17 protein-coding genes are annotated in these 18,984 nt (G+C 34.4%); 15 read left to right on the forward strand and 2 right to left on the reverse strand.

What is annotated here, in order from left to right:
* Position 1: 1 nt before the first annotated feature.
* The 7 genes from BLV35_RS10170 (at position 2) to BLV35_RS10200 (ending at position 7,721) form a co-directional block, all read left to right on the forward strand.
* Positions 2–1,666, forward strand: coding sequence for an alpha-amylase family glycosyl hydrolase (locus BLV35_RS10170; protein WP_091089062.1), 1,665 nt, complete (start codon positions 2–4; stop codon positions 1,664–1,666).
* Positions 1,667–1,924: 258 nt separating this feature from the next.
* Positions 1,925–2,482, forward strand: a complete 558-nt coding sequence (locus BLV35_RS10175) for an NfeD family protein (RefSeq protein WP_091089065.1) — start codon at positions 1,925–1,927, stop codon at positions 2,480–2,482.
* Between the two features lie 13 nt (positions 2,483–2,495).
* Positions 2,496–4,028: a flotillin family protein gene (locus BLV35_RS10180; RefSeq protein ID WP_091089070.1), complete on the forward strand. Its 1,533-nt coding sequence runs from the start codon at positions 2,496–2,498 to the stop codon at positions 4,026–4,028.
* 85 nt (positions 4,029–4,113) lie between these two features.
* Positions 4,114–4,791, forward strand: coding sequence for a glycerophosphodiester phosphodiesterase (locus tag BLV35_RS10185; RefSeq protein WP_091089075.1), 678 nt, complete (start codon positions 4,114–4,116; stop codon positions 4,789–4,791).
* Positions 4,788–5,996, forward strand: a complete 1,209-nt coding sequence (locus tag BLV35_RS10190; RefSeq protein ID WP_091089078.1) for a BaiN/RdsA family NAD(P)/FAD-dependent oxidoreductase — start codon at positions 4,788–4,790, stop codon at positions 5,994–5,996. Before BLV35_RS10185 ends, BLV35_RS10190 begins: the two co-directional genes overlap by 4 nt.
* 189 nt (positions 5,997–6,185) lie before the next feature.
* Positions 6,186–6,914: a hypothetical protein gene (locus BLV35_RS10195; protein WP_091089082.1), complete on the forward strand. Its 729-nt coding sequence runs from the start codon at positions 6,186–6,188 to the stop codon at positions 6,912–6,914.
* Positions 6,915–6,977: 63 nt separating this feature from the next.
* On the forward strand, positions 6,978–7,721 hold the full coding sequence (locus tag BLV35_RS10200; RefSeq protein WP_091089085.1) for a hypothetical protein: 744 nt from the start codon (positions 6,978–6,980) through the stop codon (positions 7,719–7,721).
* Between the two features lie 31 nt (positions 7,722–7,752).
* On the opposite strand, the gene BLV35_RS10205 is transcribed toward BLV35_RS10200, so the two are convergent.
* Positions 7,753–8,229: a TspO/MBR family protein gene (locus BLV35_RS10205; RefSeq protein WP_091089088.1), complete on the reverse strand. Its 477-nt coding sequence runs from the start codon at positions 8,227–8,229 to the stop codon at positions 7,753–7,755.
* Positions 8,230–8,339: 110 nt separating this feature from the next.
* On the opposite strand from BLV35_RS10205, the gene BLV35_RS10210 reads away from it, so the two are divergent.
* The 7 genes from BLV35_RS10210 (at position 8,340) to BLV35_RS10240 (ending at position 15,282) form a co-directional block, all read left to right on the forward strand.
* Positions 8,340–9,446: a diphosphomevalonate decarboxylase gene (locus BLV35_RS10210; RefSeq protein WP_091089091.1), complete on the forward strand. Its 1,107-nt coding sequence runs from the start codon at positions 8,340–8,342 to the stop codon at positions 9,444–9,446.
* Positions 9,447–9,504: 58 nt separating this feature from the next.
* Entirely contained in the window at positions 9,505–10,443 is a 939-nt protein-coding gene (locus tag BLV35_RS10215) for a mevalonate kinase family protein (RefSeq protein WP_091089094.1), read from the forward strand.
* A 288-nt stretch (positions 10,444–10,731) separates the two neighbouring features.
* On the forward strand, positions 10,732–12,165 hold the full coding sequence (locus BLV35_RS10220) for a sensor histidine kinase (RefSeq protein WP_091089097.1): 1,434 nt from the start codon (positions 10,732–10,734) through the stop codon (positions 12,163–12,165).
* Positions 12,149–12,547, forward strand: a complete 399-nt coding sequence (locus BLV35_RS10225; RefSeq protein WP_091089101.1) for a response regulator — start codon at positions 12,149–12,151, stop codon at positions 12,545–12,547. The genes BLV35_RS10220 and BLV35_RS10225 overlap by 17 nt, the downstream gene beginning before the upstream one ends.
* Before the next feature lie 175 nt (positions 12,548–12,722).
* Positions 12,723–13,679, forward strand: a complete 957-nt coding sequence (locus tag BLV35_RS10230) for a geranylgeranylglycerol-phosphate geranylgeranyltransferase (RefSeq protein WP_091089104.1) — start codon at positions 12,723–12,725, stop codon at positions 13,677–13,679.
* Between the two features lie 248 nt (positions 13,680–13,927).
* A complete protein-coding gene (locus tag BLV35_RS10235) occupies positions 13,928–14,836 on the forward strand; it encodes a pseudouridine synthase (RefSeq protein WP_091089107.1) in 909 nt (302 codons plus the stop codon).
* Positions 14,837–14,919: 83 nt separating this feature from the next.
* A complete protein-coding gene (locus BLV35_RS10240) occupies positions 14,920–15,282 on the forward strand; it encodes a nuclear transport factor 2 family protein (protein ID WP_091089111.1) in 363 nt (120 codons plus the stop codon).
* A gap of 183 nt (positions 15,283–15,465) precedes the next feature.
* On the opposite strand, the gene BLV35_RS10245 is transcribed toward BLV35_RS10240, so the two are convergent.
* A complete protein-coding gene (locus BLV35_RS10245; RefSeq protein WP_091089115.1) occupies positions 15,466–16,257 on the reverse strand; it encodes a carboxylesterase family protein in 792 nt (263 codons plus the stop codon).
* A gap of 400 nt (positions 16,258–16,657) precedes the next feature.
* Here BLV35_RS10245 and BLV35_RS10250 point away from each other — a divergent pair, with 400 nt between their 5' ends.
* Positions 16,658–18,925: a glycoside hydrolase family 3 N-terminal domain-containing protein gene (locus BLV35_RS10250; protein WP_091089119.1), complete on the forward strand. Its 2,268-nt coding sequence runs from the start codon at positions 16,658–16,660 to the stop codon at positions 18,923–18,925.
* The last annotated feature ends 59 nt before the right edge of the window (positions 18,926–18,984 follow it).

Consider the following 18,984-nt stretch of genomic DNA (forward strand, 5'->3'; position numbering starts at 1 on the left):
AATGAAAAAATATACCAGCCTACTTCTACTATTAACTCTATCTTTTTTTGTGAGTTGCACAACGACTCAATCAGTTTCTCTAAAAAAACCAAAGAAAAAAGTGCCCTTTGTTTGGGAAGCAGCTTCTGTCTATTTCTTAATGACAGATCGTTTCAATAATGGAGACAAATCAAATGACCTCAATTTTGACAGAACTAAAACCTCTGGAAAACTGCGTGGTTTTGAAGGAGGCGATATTAAAGGAATCACAAAAAAAATTGACGAAGGCTATTTCGATAAATTAGGAATCAATGCCATTTGGTTTACACCAATAGTGGAACAAATTCATGATGCTGTAGATGAAGGAACTGGATTAAGCTATGGCTTTCACGGTTACTGGGCTAAAGATTGGACGGCTTTAGATCCCAACTTTGGAACAAAAGCAGACTTGGCTAACTTAGTCAAAAAAGCACATGCTCACGGAATCAGGATTGTGCTGGACGGCGTAATTAATCATACTGGCCCAGTTACAGATACTGATATTGCCTGGCCAAATTACTGGGTGCGCACCAGCCCCGTTTGTGATTATAAGAATTACCAAAACACTACGGAATGTACTCTAGTGGCCAATCTTCCGGATATTAGAACCGAGAGCACGCAAAACGTTGACCTCCCTCCTTTTTTAATCGAAAAATGGAAAAAAGAAGGACGTTACGAACAGGAAATGACAGAATTAGACGCTTTCTTCAAACGAACTGGCTATCCAAAAACGCCTCGTTATTATATTATTAAATGGTTAACAGATTATATTACTGAATATGGAATTGACGGATACCGTGCCGATACGGTAAAACATACTGAAGAAAGTGTTTGGGCTGATTTCAAAACCCAAAGCGATTATGCTTTCGCCACTTGGAAGAAAAACAATCCAACAAAAGTATTAGACAACAATCCTTTTTACACCATCGCCGAAGTTTACAATTATAATATCAGTGCTGGTAAGAATTTTGATTTTGGAGATAAAAAAGTGAACTATTTCGAAAATGGTTTTAACAACATGATCAATTTTGAGTTTAAATATGATGCCCAAAAAGATTATGAATTTATATTCTCAAAATATTCTACAATTCTAAATGGCGAATTGAAAGGATATAGTGTTTTGAATTATTTATCGTCTCATGATGACGGCGGTCCATTTGACGCTAAAAGAACCAAAAGCATCGAAACAGCTACAAAACTATTACTCTCTCCGGGTGTTGCTCAAGTGTATTACGGTGATGAAAGCGCCCGTTCTTTAGTAATTGAAGGAACTCAAGGTGACGCGACCTTACGTTCTTTTATGAACTGGGATGCCATTAAAACTAATCCACAAACTAAAAAGACTCTTGCACATTGGAGAAAACTGGGGACATTTCGTAAAAACCACCCTGCAATAGGTGCTGGTATACACAAGGAAATTTCAGCGCAACCCTATACTTTTTCAAGAACGTATTCTAAAGGAGCCTATAAAGACCAAGTCTTCGTTGGATTAGATTTGCCTATCGGTAGAAAAGTCATAGAAGTATCAGCTGTATTCGCAGATGGAACCCGACTTAGAGACGCCTATTCTGGTAAAATCGTTGAAGTCAAAAAAGGTAGAATTAAAATCAAAACTGATTTTGACATCGTACTATTAGAAAAAAGATAAATAGTTATATACTTTTAGGTTAAGTTTAGAATCGAATGAATTACTTACCTATCACTGCTTAAAAAACCCATTCGACCTTAATTATAAAGAAGTGTTTTTTTTCATTAGGTCTTGCAGTAGATTTGCATCCCTAACATAGCTTTGACAAACATTTAATTTAAGATCTCATTGTAATAATTCACAGTCATTATTTTTATTTCTATCCCGCTGTAACTTTTTGTAAAGTTGTCGTCTAATTAGTACAACTAAACCTAAACTATGAACTTTTTAGAAAACTACGAACCCCTACTCAAAGCTTTCTGGTACATTGCGTTGCCTGTAAGCTTATTTTTTGGACTCCAAACCATTATGACATTTATTGGTTTAAGTGACGGAGAAACTGACATGGACTCTGACACTGGAGACGTTGATTTACCATTTGAAATCTTTACTTTACGTAACTTAATCAACTTTCTATTAGGTTTTAGTTGGACTGGAATTTCATTTTATAATTCCATAGAAAACAAAACGATATTAATTATTGTTTCCGTTTTAGTTGGATTACTATTTGTCGCCATTTTCTTCTTCTTAATCAAACAAATTTTAAAACTATCTGAAAACAATAGCTTTAAGCTTGAAAACACGCTAGGCAAAACTGCACAAGTCTACTTAACTATTCCCGAGTCAAAATCAGGAAAAGGAAAAGTATTAATTAGCGTAAATGGAGCAATTCATGAATTAGACGCCATGACTCTTTCAACTGAAAAAATCCCTTCCAGTACTGCCGTGAAAGTAGTTGCCATAGAAAACAACTTATTAATTGTAGAAAAAAATTAAATTAAACTAAACCATGACTGAAATTATTATTATTGTTGTTGCCGTATTTGTTGTTTTTGTAACCTTTCTAACGCTTATTTCTCGTTACAAAAGATGTCCTTCAGATAAAATTCTTGTTATTTATGGTCGTACAGGCGGAACTTCTGCTAAATGTATACATGGTGGTGGTGCTTTTATATGGCCCGTTGTTCAAGATTATCAATACTTAGATTTAAAACCTCTTTCTATTGATGCCAATTTAACGAATGCATTATCGCGTCAAAACATTCGTGTCGATGTTCCTTGCCGTTTCACCATAGCTATTTCTACTGAATCAGAAAGTATGAATACCGCTGCAGAACGTTTATTAGGCTTACTTCCTGAGCAAATTCAAGAGCTAGCAAAGGATATTCTATTTGGTCAGTTACGTTTAGTTATTGCAACAATGACCATTGAAGAAATTAACTCTGATAGAGATAAATTCTTAGAGAATATTTCGAAAAATGTTGATTCTGAATTAAAGAAAATTGGTTTAAAATTAATCAACGTTAACGTTACGGATATCAAAGATGAATCTGGATATATTGAAGCTTTAGGAAAAGAAGCTGCTGCAAAAGCAATAAACGAAGCAAAAATTTCGGTTGCAGAACAAGAAAAAATTGGAGAAACAGGAAAAGCAATGGCTGATCGTGAGAAAGACGTTCAAATTGCTGAAACTCATAGAGATCGTGATGTGAAAATTGCTATTACTAATAAAGATAGAGAAGTAAGTATCGCTGCTGCTTTTAAAGATGAAAGTATTGGTAAAGCAGAAGCTCAAAGAGATACTCGTGTAAAAACATCGGAAGCCAATGCGGTTGCAATTAAAGGGGAAAATGAAGCTAGAATTGCCATTGCACAATCAGAAGCAACTCGTCGTGAGCGTGAAGCAGAAGCATTGAGAACTGCTTTAGCATCTGAAAAAGTACAAAGTGCAAAAGCATTAGAAGAGTCTTATGTAGCGGAGCAAAAAGCAGAGGACGCTCGTGCCGAAAGAGAACGTTCTACACAAAATGCCAATGTCGTTATCCCTGCTCAAATCGCAAAACAAAAAGCAATTATTGATGCCCAAGCAGAAGCTGAAAAAACAAGAGAATTAGCAAAAGGGGAGGCTGATGCCATCTTTGCAAAAATGGAAGCGGAAGCAAAAGGTTTATATGAAATTTTGACCAAACAAGCTGAAGGGTATCGTGAAGTGGTAAGTGCTGCCGGTGGTGACCCAACAAAAGCGTTCCAATTATTATTAATTGAAAAACTACCTGAATTAGTTAGAACTCAAGTAGAAGCGGTTAAAAACATTAAAATTGATAAAATTACCGTTTGGGATTCTGGAAATAACGGAGATAACGGAGCAGGTTCAACTGCAAACTTTGTTGCTGGTATGATGAAAACCGTCCCTCCTTTAAATGACCTATTCAATATGGCTGGATTAAACTTGCCAACCTATTTAAAAGGCGATGATAAACCTGAAGAAGCTAAATCCGCTACTTCAAATGAAATCAACACACCTACTGAAGAGCAAAAATAATTTCTTTTTTAATTTAGAAACCCCAAATGCATCAATTTGTATTTGGGGTTTTTTATTTATGTTACCTTTGTAAAAAATCAATCCAATGCTAAAAATAGGTCATCGTGGCGCTAGAGGTTATGAACCGGAGAATACCCTTATTGGTTTCCAAAAAGCAATTGACCTACATGTCGATCGAATTGAATTGGACGTACATTTAAGTTCAGATGGTGAAATAATGGTCATACATGACGAGACCATTGACCGAACTACTAATGGAAAAGGGGCCGTAAACCAATTCTCACTTCCAGAACTGAAGCGATTCCAGATTGAAAAGAGCCAATGCATCCCGACTTTAACCGAAGTATTAAACCTTATCGATCAACGCTGTGATGTTAATATTGAATTGAAAAGCTACGACACTGCAGATAAAGTAGTTGATTTAATCGAAAAATTCATTGCAGAAAAAAATTGGAATTACAGCCAATTCGTAGTTTCCAGTTTTGATTGGACGGCCTTGCAACAAGTTGCTCTCCTGAATTGGGAGATACGCATTGGTGTACTAACTGAAACGGATTTAGATCTGGCTGTGGCTTTCGCCAAATTTATTCAGGCCAAATCAATTCATCCTTATCATCATCTGTTGACCGCCGAAAATACGGCACAATTACAGGAAAAAGGATTCGAAGTTTTCCCTTGGACGGTTAACGAGCCCGAAGACATAAAAAAAATAAAATCATTTAACGTAAACGGAATCATCAGCGATTTTCCAGATAGAATATGAACCAAAATTTTGACATAATAATAGTAGGTGGTGGAGCAGCAGGTTTTTTTACTGCAATCAATATTGTAGAGAAAAACCCCAAATTAAAAGTAGCTATCCTAGAACGTGGTGCCGAAGTACTGCAAAAGGTCCGCATTTCTGGTGGAGGACGCTGTAACGTAACGCACGCTTGTTTTGAGCCCAACGAATTGGTGAAATATTACCCTCGTGGGGAAAAAGAATTGCGTGGTCCTTTTCATCAATTTTGTTCTGGAGACACCATAGAATGGTTTGAGAAACATGGTGTGGAACTCAAAATTGAAGACGACGGACGTATGTTTCCCGTTTCTAATTCATCGCAAACTATTATCGAATGTTTCCTTACTGCAACTCAAAAATTAGGAATTGAAGTCTTAACAGGACAAAGCGTGCAATCTATTTTTAAGAAAGAGGCTCTTTGGAAAATAGAAACCCAAAACGAAAACTATATCGCTGAAAAATTAATATTAGCAACTGGAAGCAACCCTAAAATTTGGGAAATGCTACAGACCTATGGCCACGCAATTGTAAGCCCAGTCCCTTCCCTATTTACCTTCAACATTAAAGATTCTCGCATAAAGGAATTACCTGGTGTGGCGGCACAAGTTACCGTGAAAGTAAAAGACACTAAACTGACTTCCACAGGTCCATTATTAATTACGCATTGGGGAATGAGCGGCCCTGCAGTTTTGAAATTATCAGCTTGGGGAGCAAGAATCTTACATGACAAAAATTATCAGTTTACCATATTTGTAAATTGGCTGAATGATGTTGAATCCACTGAAGCCGAAAAAATACTAAAAGACTTAAAACAGGAACACGCCAAAAAAGCAGTTTCTAAGAAATCACATTTTGATTTCCCAAACCGTTTGTGGGAAAGTCTGGTACTTGCCTCCGGAATTGAAGCCGAAACCAAGTGGGCAGATTTATCGAAAGTGCAATTGCAAAACTTATCAAATCAATTGACAAACGGAACTTTTCAAGTGAATGGAAAAAGTACTTTTAAAGAAGAATTTGTCACTGCCGGCGGAATTGATTTAAAAGAAATCAACTTTAAAACTATGGAAAGCAAATTGCATGAAAACCTTTATTTTGCTGGGGAAATTGTAAATATCGATGCAATAACAGGTGGATTTAACTTCCAGAATGCGTGGACGAGTGGTTTTATATTGGCGAATGGGATTTAGTGATCATTGCTCAATATTCAGTCCCAGCTTATGGAAATAAAACTTACAGAAAAGTTTAGTAGCTACATTCTTTTCTGCACTCCCATAATTCATACAAAAACAATCAATTAACAAGAATTTACATATTTAATAAGTTTTCATTAAGACGAATCTAATAATTTTACTATCAAGTTATTAGATTCGAAACCTATGAAAGTAAAACTACTCAGTACACTAATTTTATTCACTTCCCAAGTTAGCTTCTCACAAACAATTAAAGGGAAGGTTCTATGTAATAATTATGTAATTCCTAAAGTCGAAGTCATCAATGCAAACACAAAAGCACTTACAGTTACTGATGCAAATGGGGAGTCTTCAATTATTGCAAAAACGAATGACGCGCTTGTATTTGTATCTAAAGAACATCAGGTAAAAAAACTTATACTAAATCCTAAGCTATTCACTAATGATGAATTAGACGTTGAGCTAATTCTAAAAGCAGAAGAATTAAACGAAGTTCTTATTACCAATATGCCATCTATAAAAATAAGCAAAGATGAAAAGTGGGAACAAGACAAACTCGATCAATATACATTAGAAAAAAATGCAGGAGCTACAAAAGTAAACGGAGTTTACACAGGCACCATCGAAAACGGAATGGATCTTATGCGAATTGGCGGTATGATTGTTAGTCTGTTCGTAAAAGAAAAAGAAGAAGTCAAAAAAGCGCTTCCTGAAATTGAATTTTCAACAATAGCAAAAAATAGCTATGACCAAAAATTCTATCTGGAAACCTTAAAACTACAAGCTGATGAAATAGAGCTCTTTCTTCAGTTTTGTGAAGCAGATCCCAAATCAAAAATAGTTGCAGCAAACAACAATACACTGAGTACAATGGATTTTTTGTTCGAAAAAAATATAGCATTTAAAAAATTGTGATTTTTTATTACAACTAAAATCTATTTATAGATCAAATGAAGTGCAAAACTTATCACTGCCAAAATGAAACTAAAACTACTCAGCATTCTTCTCTTTCTAGCTTCTCTTTCTAGCTTCTCGCAAATAATAAAAGGAAAAGTCGTATTTAAAAATTATTCCATTCCTAAAATCGAAGTCATCAACGCTACCTCAAAAACACTTACAGTCTCAGATGTAAATGGTAATTTTTCAATCGCCGGAAACACAAATGATATTCTTGTATTTGTATCAAAAGAACACGAACTTAAAAAAATAACAATTACCCCTGAAACACTTAAAAATAAGGTAACAATCGTGGAATTAGAACTAAACGCAGAAGAGCTAGAGGAAGTTGTTATCACAAATATTCAAGCGACTACATTAACAGCTGGGGTCGCAGTTGAACAAATAAAAAGAGATGAAATTACGGCAGAAAGAGCTGATAAAATTTTAAAACCGCCAATGATTGACGATTTAAATATTAATAAAGGATTGAATTTAATTCGAATCGGAGGGTTTCTTGCTGGTCTACTTAAAAAAGAAAAGAAGGACGTCGAAAAAGAGATTCCAGAAACTGCATTTACTACAATAGCAAAAAACAGCTATGATCAAAGATTCTATCTTGAAACCTTAAAACTACACCCTAATGAAATAGAGCTTTTTCTTCAGTTTTGTGAAGCAGATCCCAAATCAAAAACAGTTGCATCAAACAATAATACGCTTAGTACAATGGATTTCTTATTCGCCAAAAATGCGGAGTTTAAAAAGATAGCTACTTCAAAAAACTAATTTATTTTTTTAGCGGTTTAGAACCTATTTACTATTTATTCAACCACCAAATACTTGCATTCAACACCATCGCAAAACTTACCCAAGCCAAATACGGTATGAATAAATAACCAGCGATTTTATTAATTTTAGAAAACTGAAGGTAGGTTTCATAAATCATCAACCATAAAACAATAATTTCTAATCCTGCTAACATGGGGTTGTGCAAACCAAAAAACAAATACGACCATAAAGCATTTAACGCCAATTGTATTGCAAAAACAATAAGGGCTTTTTTTACTATTTCTTTTTCAAAATCGATACGATCCCAAACGAGTCCCGCAGCAATTCCCATCATTATATATAGCATACTCCACACTGGCGCAAAAATCCAATTTGGAGGGTTGAAACTTGGCTTTATCAATGTTGGGTACCAATCTAAAATGGCGGAACGAGTCGAATTTCCAGAAAAATAACCAATCGCAAGACAGGTAACAACAACAGTAAGTATTTTGGTAAGCTTATTCATTTTTGTTTTCTATTTGTGTCAAAAATAGTTAAACTTCAGCATATTTAAAATTAAAATCTAAACACATAGTATCATAGCAAAAAAGTATCTTTGCGTAAATTTTATATTTCATGTTGACAACAAACGATTTTATCCCAAAAGCTTATTCTCATAATATAGAAAGTGGCGAGTTCCAGTGGAGCGCTCCTAGCAATATCGCTTTGGTGAAATATTGGGGAAAAAAGGACAATCAAATTCCGGCGAATCCATCAGTGAGTTTTACCTTGAACAATTGTAAGACTATTACTAAACTGGCTTTCGCCAAAAAAGACAGTTCGACTCCGCTCACTGTAATAAATGGAAAATTCTCTTTTGATTTGCTTTTCGAAGGAAAACCAAAAGAAGATTTCAAACCGAAAATCCAAAAGTTTTTAGAGCGAATTGAAATCTACCTACCTTTCTTGAAAGACTATCATTTTACTATTGATACAGAAAATACGTTCCCACATAGTTCCGGGATTGCTTCATCTGCTTCAGGAATGGCGGCTTTAGCGATGAACTTAATGAGCATCGAAAAAGCGTTGAATCCTGAAATGACTGACGCTTACTTTTACCAAAAAGCATCCTTACTCGCCCGTTTGGGTTCTGGTAGTGCTTGCCGTAGCGTAAAAGGACAAGTGGTAGTTTGGGGAAATCAAGCTAATATTGGAGGAAGCTCTGATTTATACGGAGTCGAATTTCCAAATGCCATTCACGACAATTTCAAGAATTTCCAAGATACTATTCTATTAGTAGACAAAGGAGAAAAACAAGTTTCGAGCACTGTAGGTCATGATTTGATGCATGCCCATCCGTATGCCGAAAGACGATTTGAGCAAGCGCATGAAAACCTGGACAAACTGACTGCCATTTTTGAAAGTGGGAATTTAGAAGAATTTATTAAAGTGGTCGAAAGCGAAGCCCTGACTTTACATGCGATGATGATGACTTCGATGCCGTATTTCATTTTAATGAAACCAAATACCTTACAAATAATTAATGCGATTTGGAAATTCCGAAATGACACTAAAATCCCAGTGTGTTTTACACTTGATGCTGGAGCAAATGTCCATGTTTTGTATCCCGAAAACGTTAGCGGTATCGTTTTACAATTTATTAAGGACGAATTAGTTGGCTTTTGCCAAAATGGGCAGTACATTTGTGACGAAATTGGAAATGGAGCTATTCGATTAGTTTAATAATTACTATCTTTACGTACCAAATCTATTTTTAAGCAATAACCTAGCAATCAAATCAATGAAAGGACCTTTATTTTACTCAAAAATATTACTCTTTGGAGAATACGGAATTATTCGTGACTCGAAAGGGCTGTCTATTCCTTATAATTTTTATAATGGTGCATTGAAAAGAGATGAAGACCCATCACCTCAAGCGATTGCATCTAATGCAAGTTTGAAACGTTTTGCTGATTATCTTGAAACGTTACAAAATGAGCAACCAGAGTTGGTAACTTTTAATCTAACTGAATTAAAAAGTGATATCGAAACTGGAATGTATTTTGACTCTAGTATTCCACAAGGATATGGTGTAGGAAGTAGTGGTGCTCTAGTAGCAGCTATCTATGACAAATATGCTCAGGACAAAATCACTGTTCTTGAAAATTTGACTCGCGAGAAATTATTACAATTAAAAAATATATTCTCTCAAATGGAAAGCTTTTTTCATGGAAAAAGCTCAGGATTAGATCCTTTAAACAGCTATTTGAGCATACCGATTTTAATCAATTCTAAAGATAACATTGAAGCTACTGGCATTCCAAATCAAATTTTGGATGGAAAAGGCGCTGTGTTTTTGTTAGATTCTGGAATTGTTGGAGAAACTGCCCCTATGGTTAGTATCTTCATGGAAAACCTAAAAGACAAAGGTTTCCGCACGATGTTAAAAAATCAGTTTGTAAAATATACTGATGCTTGTGTAGAAAACTTCCTTGGCGGAGACATGAAAGCATTGTTTATGAATACTAAAAAATTATCAAGCGTAGTTTTGAATAATTTCAAACCGATGATTCCAGAGCAATTTCATGCGATATGGCAAAAAGGAATTGATACAAATGACTACTATTTAAAATTATGTGGTTCTGGTGGAGGTGGTTATATCTTAGGTTTTACCGAAGATTTAGAACGCGCAAAACTTTCCTTGAAAGACTATAAATTAGAAGTGGTATACCAGTTTTAAAAACTAAAACACTTCTATTATTACAAACTCTTTTTTACAATAAAAACTGTAAGAAAGCCACTGCATACAAATGGTTTTTGGCGCCTTACAGTTCTACTTTGACAACTAGCGATCAAATGAATTTAACACATTCATTAAGTCATGATTTTCATGTGCTTACTCAAAAGTATTCTTTATTTTAAAAATAGGTTATTCTCCTTATAAAAATATAGACAAAAAACACATTACAATAAAAAAACCACCTACATTTAAGCTCTTGTTGTTTTTGCCCCAACCTACAAAACCTATATGCTTAAAAATAACATTCTAAAAAAGCTTAAGCTGAATGCTATTTTCACCCCGGTGGCCATAGTAACGCTTTCTTGCTCTTTATTGATTTTTACCAACTACTTCACCATAAAAATCTTATCGGCATCTAGAGCTTACGTAAATGGAGAATCGCATTATTCAAAAGCTCAAAAAGACGGAGCACGACATCTTATCACTTATCTTTTCACTAAAGACTCCACTAGTTGGATAGCATTTAATAATGAATTAAGCGTTTCTAAAGGAGATGGTGCTGCAAGAATTGGATTGATTAATAATAGCGATATCGAAGTGATTAAGGATGGCTTAAGGGCTGGAAGAAATGACGAAAAAGACTTAGACGCGATGATATGGCTTTTTAATAACTTTAAAACTGTTTCTTTCTTCAAAAAAGCAATCGATGAATGGGAAAAAGCCGATTATTCAATCGAAAAATTACACGCATTAGGTAATGAAATAAATAGAAAAATTAGTGCTAATAAATTAACCCAAAATGAAAAAAAAGATATTTTACAAAGGGTTAATATTCTAAGCGTAACATTATCAAAAAATCAAAATGACTTTTCTAATGCGCTAGGAGAAGGCACACGTTCAATTAAAAATTACTTGCTTTTAATCAATATCTTTTTAACACTTATAATCATTGGTAGCGTTAGTACTTACTACGCTTTAATGATAAATAAATTAAAAAGTGCTAAGATAGAAAGTGACGAGAAAAACAAAAATTTAATGATTGCGAATAAGGAGCTCGACAAGTTTGTATATAGCGCCTCGCACGACCTTAGAGCACCGATCTCCTCCTTAAAAGGATTAATAGAAGTCATGAAATTAGAAGACGACATCCATCAAGTTAAAGATTATTTAAATCTAATGGATGAAAGTCTTAACAAACAAGATCAATTTATAAAAGACATCATAGATTATTCTAGAAATAAAAAGCAAAAAACAACTATCACCTTAGTTAGTTTGAGTAAAATCATTGAAGAAGCTATCTCTCAAAATCAATATGCAAAACAATCTAATCAAATTACTATTACAAGAGAACTCGCAATTAATGAGCTCTATAGTAATGAACTGAAATTAAAAATAATTATTAATAATTTATTATCGAATGCTTTTAAATATGCTGACCAAAAAAAAGAAAATCAGTTTATTTCGATTAAAGCTTTCAGTGAAGGAGACTATTACAAAATTGAAATTGAAGATAATGGCCTTGGTATTAACGAAAAGTATCATGATAAAATTTTTGAGATGTTTTTTGTTACAACAAACGACAACAATGGATCTGGCTTAGGTCTATATATAGTTAAAGAAGCCATTGAAAATCTTAATGGTTTAATAACCGTAGATTCAAAAATTAATACAGGAAGCAAGTTTACAATAACCTTACCAAAACAATATGAAAGTCAACTATAACATTTTGTTAATTGATGACAATGTGATTGACCAGATTGTCACCATCCAATTACTAAAAAAGAAACTAAATTTAACTGAAATAACTACGGTTAATAATGGCGAAGAAGGAATTGAATGGCTTCTTAATTATAAAAAAGATATTGAAAAATCGTTAATTATTCTGCTTGACATCAAAATGCCCGAAATGGACGGATTTGAATTCCTTACAAAGTTTGACACATTAAGTGATGAAATAAAAAAGGAGACCTTAATTTTCATGCTTTCCTCAACATTAGACCCTAATGATATTATAAGAGCACAAAACAACAAATACGTAAAAACTCTTTTAAGCAAGCCACTGTCTTGTAAAGAATTCAGTAGCCTAATTCACCTTGACCTTTAAACAAACACCAAAATGTATTAATTAGAGTAAATCTCCTCCTATGGTACCCAAATAATTACTTTTTTGTGTTTGCAGAATAAATCAAGTTGATATTAAAAACAAAATCCTAACTTTGAAAAAAAATCATCACGTTTTGTTACTATTATAATAACTTGACAAAAAACTATCCCTTTACATGTTAAGCAGAAAGCACAAGCTTTTAATAATGAAGATCGTAAGTTTATTCTCGGTGGTAAGAGGATATAACATTCCTGTTATTATTTTGGCCCAGTACCTTTCAGCCATCTTTATTCTAGCTCCTGAAAAAAGAGCACTTGCTGTCCTACTCGATTTCAACTTGTTCATTCTTGTATTTGCTTCTTCACTGACCATTGCTTCGGGCTACATTATTAATAATTTTTACGACAGCCGAAAAGATCTGATCAACCGTCCCAACAAGTCCATGCTGGATAGATTAGTAAGTCAGAAAACAAAACTTACCGTGTATTTTTCACTGAATTTTATAGTAGCCATAATGGCGCTATTTATCTCATGGCGCGCTTTTTTATTCTTTTCAGCGTACATCTTCTTGATTTGGTTTTACTCGCATAAAATAAAAAAATACCCAGTCGTAGGAAACCTAACTGCTGCTTTACTGGCGGTTATTCCTTTTTTTGCCATATTACTACATTACTACAACAACCTTTCTTTTGAAGAAATCGAAAATTACAAAGGACATTTCGCCGTGATTTTTGCCCACGCTAGCTTTCTTTCACTGTTGATACTTATACGCGAAATGATTAAAGATTTAGAAAACATAAAAGGTGATTTAGCTAATGATTATAAAACGATTCCGATTGTCTATGGCGAAATGCTTTCTAAAAAAATCATTACGGTCTTAACTGTACTGACCATCTTTCCAGTGTATGTACTGATTGAAATTTATGATGTGGGCTATATGGATGTATATTTTTATACCTGTTTGATTATCTTGATTTTCTTTGTCCTTTACTTATGGAAGTCAGTAAAAAAGGAACAGTACCTGTTACTTCATAACGTCCTTAAATTCTTGATTGTATCTGGTGTCTTTTGCATCGTGCTAATCAACCCCTCCGTATTATGGAGTGGAAAGAAACTCTTATTACTTATTTAAGCGAAAAACATTCTGGTAAAATCTGATTTTTCTATTTTGCTAGCCCTGATTGAAACGGCATCCTTTTTATCCTGAACTTGTTTCAGGATCCTGAAACAAGTTCAGGATAAAAAGATACAGTGGAAAGCGGGAAATAGCTCCAAGAAAACAAAATAAAAACTTATTAATTAGATAGTTACCGTTTTATAATTGCCATATATCGATTAGCAATAATATAAATACTATCTTTGCACAAATTATGGAATATTATGAATAATAAGGAAGGCAATAATAAAAAAAGCGGTGCTAGACCAACGAGTTCTAGACCTAGCTCTAATAAGCCAAAACCTGCGATGCAAAAAAGGGCACAAGGGCCAAAAAAAGTAAAAATAAACACTAAAGTTGCAGAAGTAGTTTCTGACAAGGTTGAAAAAAAACCGAATCAGGCACCTAAGAGACCTAAAGTTAAAGACGAAATTCGTTTGAATAAATATATCGCCAATTCTGGTGCTTGCTCACGTCGTGATGCTGATATTTACATTCAATCTGGAAACGTAAAAGTAAATGGAATTCCTGTTATTGAAATGGGATACATGGTAAAACCAGGAGATACAGTAAATTTTGACGGAGTACTTTTGACTCCAGAGAAAAAAGTTTACATTTTATTAAACAAACCTAAAAACTTTACGACAGCACTTGATGAAGGTCAAGAATTTCGTAATGTTTTAGAATTAGTAAAAGGATCTACAACTGCAAAAATTGGAGCTGTAGGGAGAATGGATAAGAACACGACTGGTCTTTTATTGTTTACAAACGATACAGACATGTTGCGTAAATTCACTTTACCAAGTCAAAAATCATCTAAAATATACCACGTATCTTTAGACAAGAACCTAAAATTTGAAGATTTAGAAAAAATCAACAAGGGGTTAACGCTTGACGGACACCGTGTTTTTGTAGAAGACATAAGCTATATTGAAGGAGAAGCTAAAAGCGAAATAGGGTTGAAACTAAGATCATCAAATGTAAAAGTAGTTCGTTCTATTTTTGAACATTTCAGTTATGATGTTTTAAGAATTGATAGAGTTTCGTTTGCAGGTTTGACTAAGAAAAACTTACCAAGAGGAAACTGGAGATTACTTACTGATCAAGAAATCATCAACTTGAAGAACGTATAATCCTTCATTGAAATTATTACATTAAAATCCCTTTCGCGACAAACGAATGGGATTTTTTTAATTAAATAAACAAAGCCAACACCATGACACCAGAAAAATTACAATCAATCGCTTTTAAATGGTTTGAGACTTTCAACAACAAAGAATTAGAAAAACTCTTAGCTTTATATGACGAAGATGCCGCACACTTCAGTCCAAAACTAAAAATCCACAAGCCGGAAACAAATGGCCTAGTAAAAGGCAAGCAAGCGTTACGAGAATGGTGGCAAGATGCTTTTGAGCGATTGCCTAGTTTAAACTACAAAGTAACTTCACTTACGGCAAACGGAGATCGCGTTTTCATGGAATACATAAGAACAGTAGATGGAGAAGATGAAATGCTTGTTGCAGAAGTATTAGACATAAGAGAAGACAAAATTGTTGCCTCTAGAGTATATCACGGATAGCAAATTTCGCTCAATTAAAAATCTATTTAGCAGCTCTAATACAATACGGCTTGTTCTTATTCAATTAGGGCAAGCCGTATTGTATATTCACCATTATTATTACAGCGAGACCATTGTATTTTTAACCTTTCTGTGTTTTCCAACAAGTTTTCTTCATATAATATTCGACTTTAATTATTGAACTTATTTCCAAACATCATTAACCAACCATTCTGCGGCTCCTTTCATATAATTGACATAAGAACAAGGTTCTGGATGTGTTAATCCTGGCGCAATGACTAAAGTAACCTTACTTCCGGAGGCATTAGTAGCATCAACCCACCTCTTAACATCTACTACAGGAAACAGAGCGTCTTTTTCTCCATGAATAGCGTACACTGGTATTTTAATCAATCTTCCAATACCATTATTTGTCGTATTGTAATAACTGGCCGATGGAATTGCCGCAGAGAATATTTGAGGTTGCGTTTCTGCAAAAAACCAAGCGCCATTCCCTCCATTACTATACCCTTCTATCACAATTTTATTCTTGTCTACAGGAAGATATTTCGTAGCTAAATCAACCAAAGCTAACACCTGCTCTTGATTCACCGCTTCAGACCATAGATTAACATAGCCGTTTGGACTTATAATAATGGCATTCAAACCCGCATAAGCAGTTTCTACATAACACGCAGTCTGTTTATGAGCATCTGGACTACCACCAGCTGCTCCATGCAATGTAATTATCAACGGTCTCGGGTTATTTGTTAAATTGACATTTGGCATAATCACTCTAAAATCCCACTTTCCACCGCGAAAATTACTTAAAGAGATATCGTTAATTCCAGTTTTAAAATTAATAGCATCAAAGTCTTTCTCAACATCTTGATAGGTTCGCGGAACTTTAGCCGACTCTTCTGAACCACCATTACTGCATCCATAAATAAAAATCAAACAAATAAAATACACTAAAGTTGTTTTTTGAAGCCTCATATGTTTTTCTCTTTAAAATCTAAATTTAGCAATATATATCTACCTACCATACAATTAGCATAAGAAATAAAAGATTGTATAGACTGTTAGCCTCTATCAAAAAAGATTTAAGACAATGTGAAATTAAGTTCTTTATTTATCAACATGAAACTGAAACAACCTTTTAAACAAAACCTATTCATACCGACTAGCATTTTTTAAAACATAAGAACTCTGGCTTAAAAACAAATTATCGTTTTAAAAACGAAAACGTTAAACCTATTGAAAACAACATAAATTAACAGTCTAAACTAACACTATCTAAAAAAAAGCATACATTTAATATCGATTATTTAAAAATCTAATACACCGTCTAGATTTTTTTTAACAACAAAGAACCAACCAAAAGACCAGGCCAAAAATGAAAAAACCAATTCTATTTCTACTAACAATCACACTCGTTTCAACAAATTTATGGAGTCAAAATAACTCCCCCCAGAAAACAGAAGTTAATCGCAAAGTTTCAGAATTACTTTCTAAAATGAGCATTGAAGAGAAAATCGGACAGATGACTCAAATTACGGTAACTAATTTTGAAGCAAAAGGCAAACCCGGTGTTTTTGACATGGCAAAGCTAGACGAAGCAATTCTAAAGTATCACATTGGTTCTATTTTAAATGTGCCAAATCCAGGTGCGCCAACAATACAACGCTGGAAAGAAGTAATTACTACTATAAGCAACGAAGCTAATAAAACCAGATTGAAAATCCCGGTACTATATGGCATTGATGCAATTCATGGTTCCAGCTATACTGCCGGAGCAACTTTGTTCCCACAGCAAATAGGAATTGCAGCCACATTCAATACTGAAATCGCGAGAAAAGGTGCTGAAATTTCAGCCTATGAGACAAGAGCTTCTTCTATCCCTTGGGTTTTTTCACCCGATTTAGACATGCCACGAAATCCAGCTTGGTCTAGAATATGGGAATCATTTGGCGAAGACGCCTATTTATCTTCTGAAATGGGAGCCGCTATGGTGAAAGGTTTCGAAGGAAATGATGTAGGTTCTAAATACAATGTCGCTTCATGTATGAAACATTATATAGGATATGGTAGTACTACAACCGGAAAAGACAGAACACCAAGTATAATTCCGGAACGTATCTTGAGACAATATGACCTAACCCTATACCAAGCCGCTATTAAGGCTGGAGCCAAAAGCATCATGGTGAGTTCAGGCGAAATCAATGGAACTCCCGTTCATGCCAGCAAACGAATGATTACCGACATTTTAAAAACAGAATTGGGTTTTGAAGGGGTCGTGGTTACAGATTGGAAAGACATTATTTACTTACACACACGTCACAAAGTGGCCGAAACAAATAGGGATGCTGTAAGAATATCAGTAATGGCAGGAATTGATATGAGTATGGTTCCAGAAGATTACAGTTTTTACACTGATTTACTAGATTTAGTTGCCAAAGGCGAAGTACCGATGTCGAGAATTGATGATGCAGTTTCCCGAATCCTAAAAATGAAGTTCGAACTAAATTTATTCGAAAGTACCGTTGCTAATTTAAAGGATTACCCAAAATTTGGTTCTCAAGAATTCATAGATGTAGCTTACAATGCAGCGGCAGAATCGATTACTTTATTAAAAAATAAAGAGACCGTTTTACCTTTGAATAAAAACGAAAAAATATTAGTTACAGGACCAACGGCTAATAGCATGAAATACTTGAACGGCGGTTGGTCTTACAACTGGCAAGGAGAAAATTCAGATACCTATGCAGCTGATAAATCTACTATTTTAGAAGCGTTGCAGAACAAACTAGGAAAAGAAAATGTGTTCTACACGCCAGGTAGTGATTTTGCGAATTTTGATGATGTTGAAATTGAGAAAGCAGTAGAGATGGCTAAAAATGCTTCGAAAATAATTCTGTGTCTAGGCGAAAAGAACTATACCGAAACACCTGGAGACATCAGTAATTTATTCATTAACGACGCACAAATCAAATTAGCTTTGGCTTTAGCCAAATTAAACAAACCTATTATTTTAGTTTTGAATGAAGGAAGACCAAGGTTAATCAGTGATTTTGAAGATAAAATGAGCGCGGTAATACAATGCTACCTTCCAGGAAATGAAGGTGCGAGAGCGTTGGCTGATATTCTTTTGGGTGACGTAAATCCAAGCGGACGATTGCCTTACAACTACCCGAGATACCCTAACTCATTGGAAAAATACAACCGAAAATATACGGAGAGTTTAGGTGATGAAGAACAAAACAATGACGCTACATACGAAAAAAGTTACTCCCCACAATTTGAATTTGGAACCGGATTATCGTACACCACTTTTGAGTATTCAAACCTTAGACTTGACAAAACCACAATAAGCGAAGCGGATAGTATAACAGTTTCCGTAGAAGTAAAAAACACAGGGACCACAAACGGAAAAGAAGCTGTTTTACTTTACTTATCTGATATTTATGCTAGTATTACACCTGAAGTAAAAGCATTGAAAAGATTTGGCAAAATCAGTTTGCGCCCTAATGAAACTAAAACAATAGCATTCACGCTGAATCAAAAAGACCTACAGTTTGTAGGCAATGACTTAAAATGGATTTCTGAAAAAGGAACATTCAAAATTCAAATTGGCAACCTTACAAAGGAGTTTTTACTACAGTAAATCTTCCTTAAATAAAATTTACAATATAAAATAAGCTTCTCAATTGAGGAGCTTATTTT

Source organism: Flavobacterium gillisiae, assembly GCF_900107635.1.
Lineage (GTDB): Bacteria > Bacteroidota > Bacteroidia > Flavobacteriales > Flavobacteriaceae > Flavobacterium > Flavobacterium gillisiae.

Excerpts from the sequence above, each read along its gene's own strand:
- BLV35_RS10170 (WP_091089062.1), top strand. The coding sequence starts at position 2 with ATGAAAAAATATACCAGCCTACTTCTACTATTAACTCTATCTTTTTTT.
- BLV35_RS10175 (WP_091089065.1), top strand. The coding sequence starts at position 1,925 with ATGAACTTTTTAGAAAACTACGAACCCCTACTCAAAGCTTTCTGGTAC.
- BLV35_RS10180 (WP_091089070.1), top strand. The coding sequence starts at position 2,496 with ATGACTGAAATTATTATTATTGTTGTTGCCGTATTTGTTGTTTTTGTA.
- BLV35_RS10185 (WP_091089075.1), top strand. The coding sequence starts at position 4,114 with ATGCTAAAAATAGGTCATCGTGGCGCTAGAGGTTATGAACCGGAGAAT.
- BLV35_RS10190 (WP_091089078.1), top strand. The coding sequence starts at position 4,788 with ATGAACCAAAATTTTGACATAATAATAGTAGGTGGTGGAGCAGCAGGT.
- BLV35_RS10195 (WP_091089082.1), top strand. The coding sequence starts at position 6,186 with ATGAAAGTAAAACTACTCAGTACACTAATTTTATTCACTTCCCAAGTT.
- BLV35_RS10200 (WP_091089085.1), top strand. The coding sequence starts at position 6,978 with ATGAAACTAAAACTACTCAGCATTCTTCTCTTTCTAGCTTCTCTTTCT.
- BLV35_RS10205 (WP_091089088.1), bottom strand. The coding sequence starts at position 8,229 with ATGAATAAGCTTACCAAAATACTTACTGTTGTTGTTACCTGTCTTGCG.
- BLV35_RS10210 (WP_091089091.1), top strand. The coding sequence starts at position 8,340 with ATGTTGACAACAAACGATTTTATCCCAAAAGCTTATTCTCATAATATA.
- BLV35_RS10215 (WP_091089094.1), top strand. The coding sequence starts at position 9,505 with ATGAAAGGACCTTTATTTTACTCAAAAATATTACTCTTTGGAGAATAC.
- BLV35_RS10220 (WP_091089097.1), top strand. The coding sequence starts at position 10,732 with ATGCTTAAAAATAACATTCTAAAAAAGCTTAAGCTGAATGCTATTTTC.
- BLV35_RS10225 (WP_091089101.1), top strand. The coding sequence starts at position 12,149 with ATGAAAGTCAACTATAACATTTTGTTAATTGATGACAATGTGATTGAC.
- BLV35_RS10230 (WP_091089104.1), top strand. The coding sequence starts at position 12,723 with ATGTTAAGCAGAAAGCACAAGCTTTTAATAATGAAGATCGTAAGTTTA.
- BLV35_RS10235 (WP_091089107.1), top strand. The coding sequence starts at position 13,928 with ATGAATAATAAGGAAGGCAATAATAAAAAAAGCGGTGCTAGACCAACG.
- BLV35_RS10240 (WP_091089111.1), top strand. The coding sequence starts at position 14,920 with ATGACACCAGAAAAATTACAATCAATCGCTTTTAAATGGTTTGAGACT.
- BLV35_RS10245 (WP_091089115.1), bottom strand. The coding sequence starts at position 16,257 with ATGAGGCTTCAAAAAACAACTTTAGTGTATTTTATTTGTTTGATTTTT.
- BLV35_RS10250 (WP_091089119.1), top strand. The coding sequence starts at position 16,658 with ATGAAAAAACCAATTCTATTTCTACTAACAATCACACTCGTTTCAACA.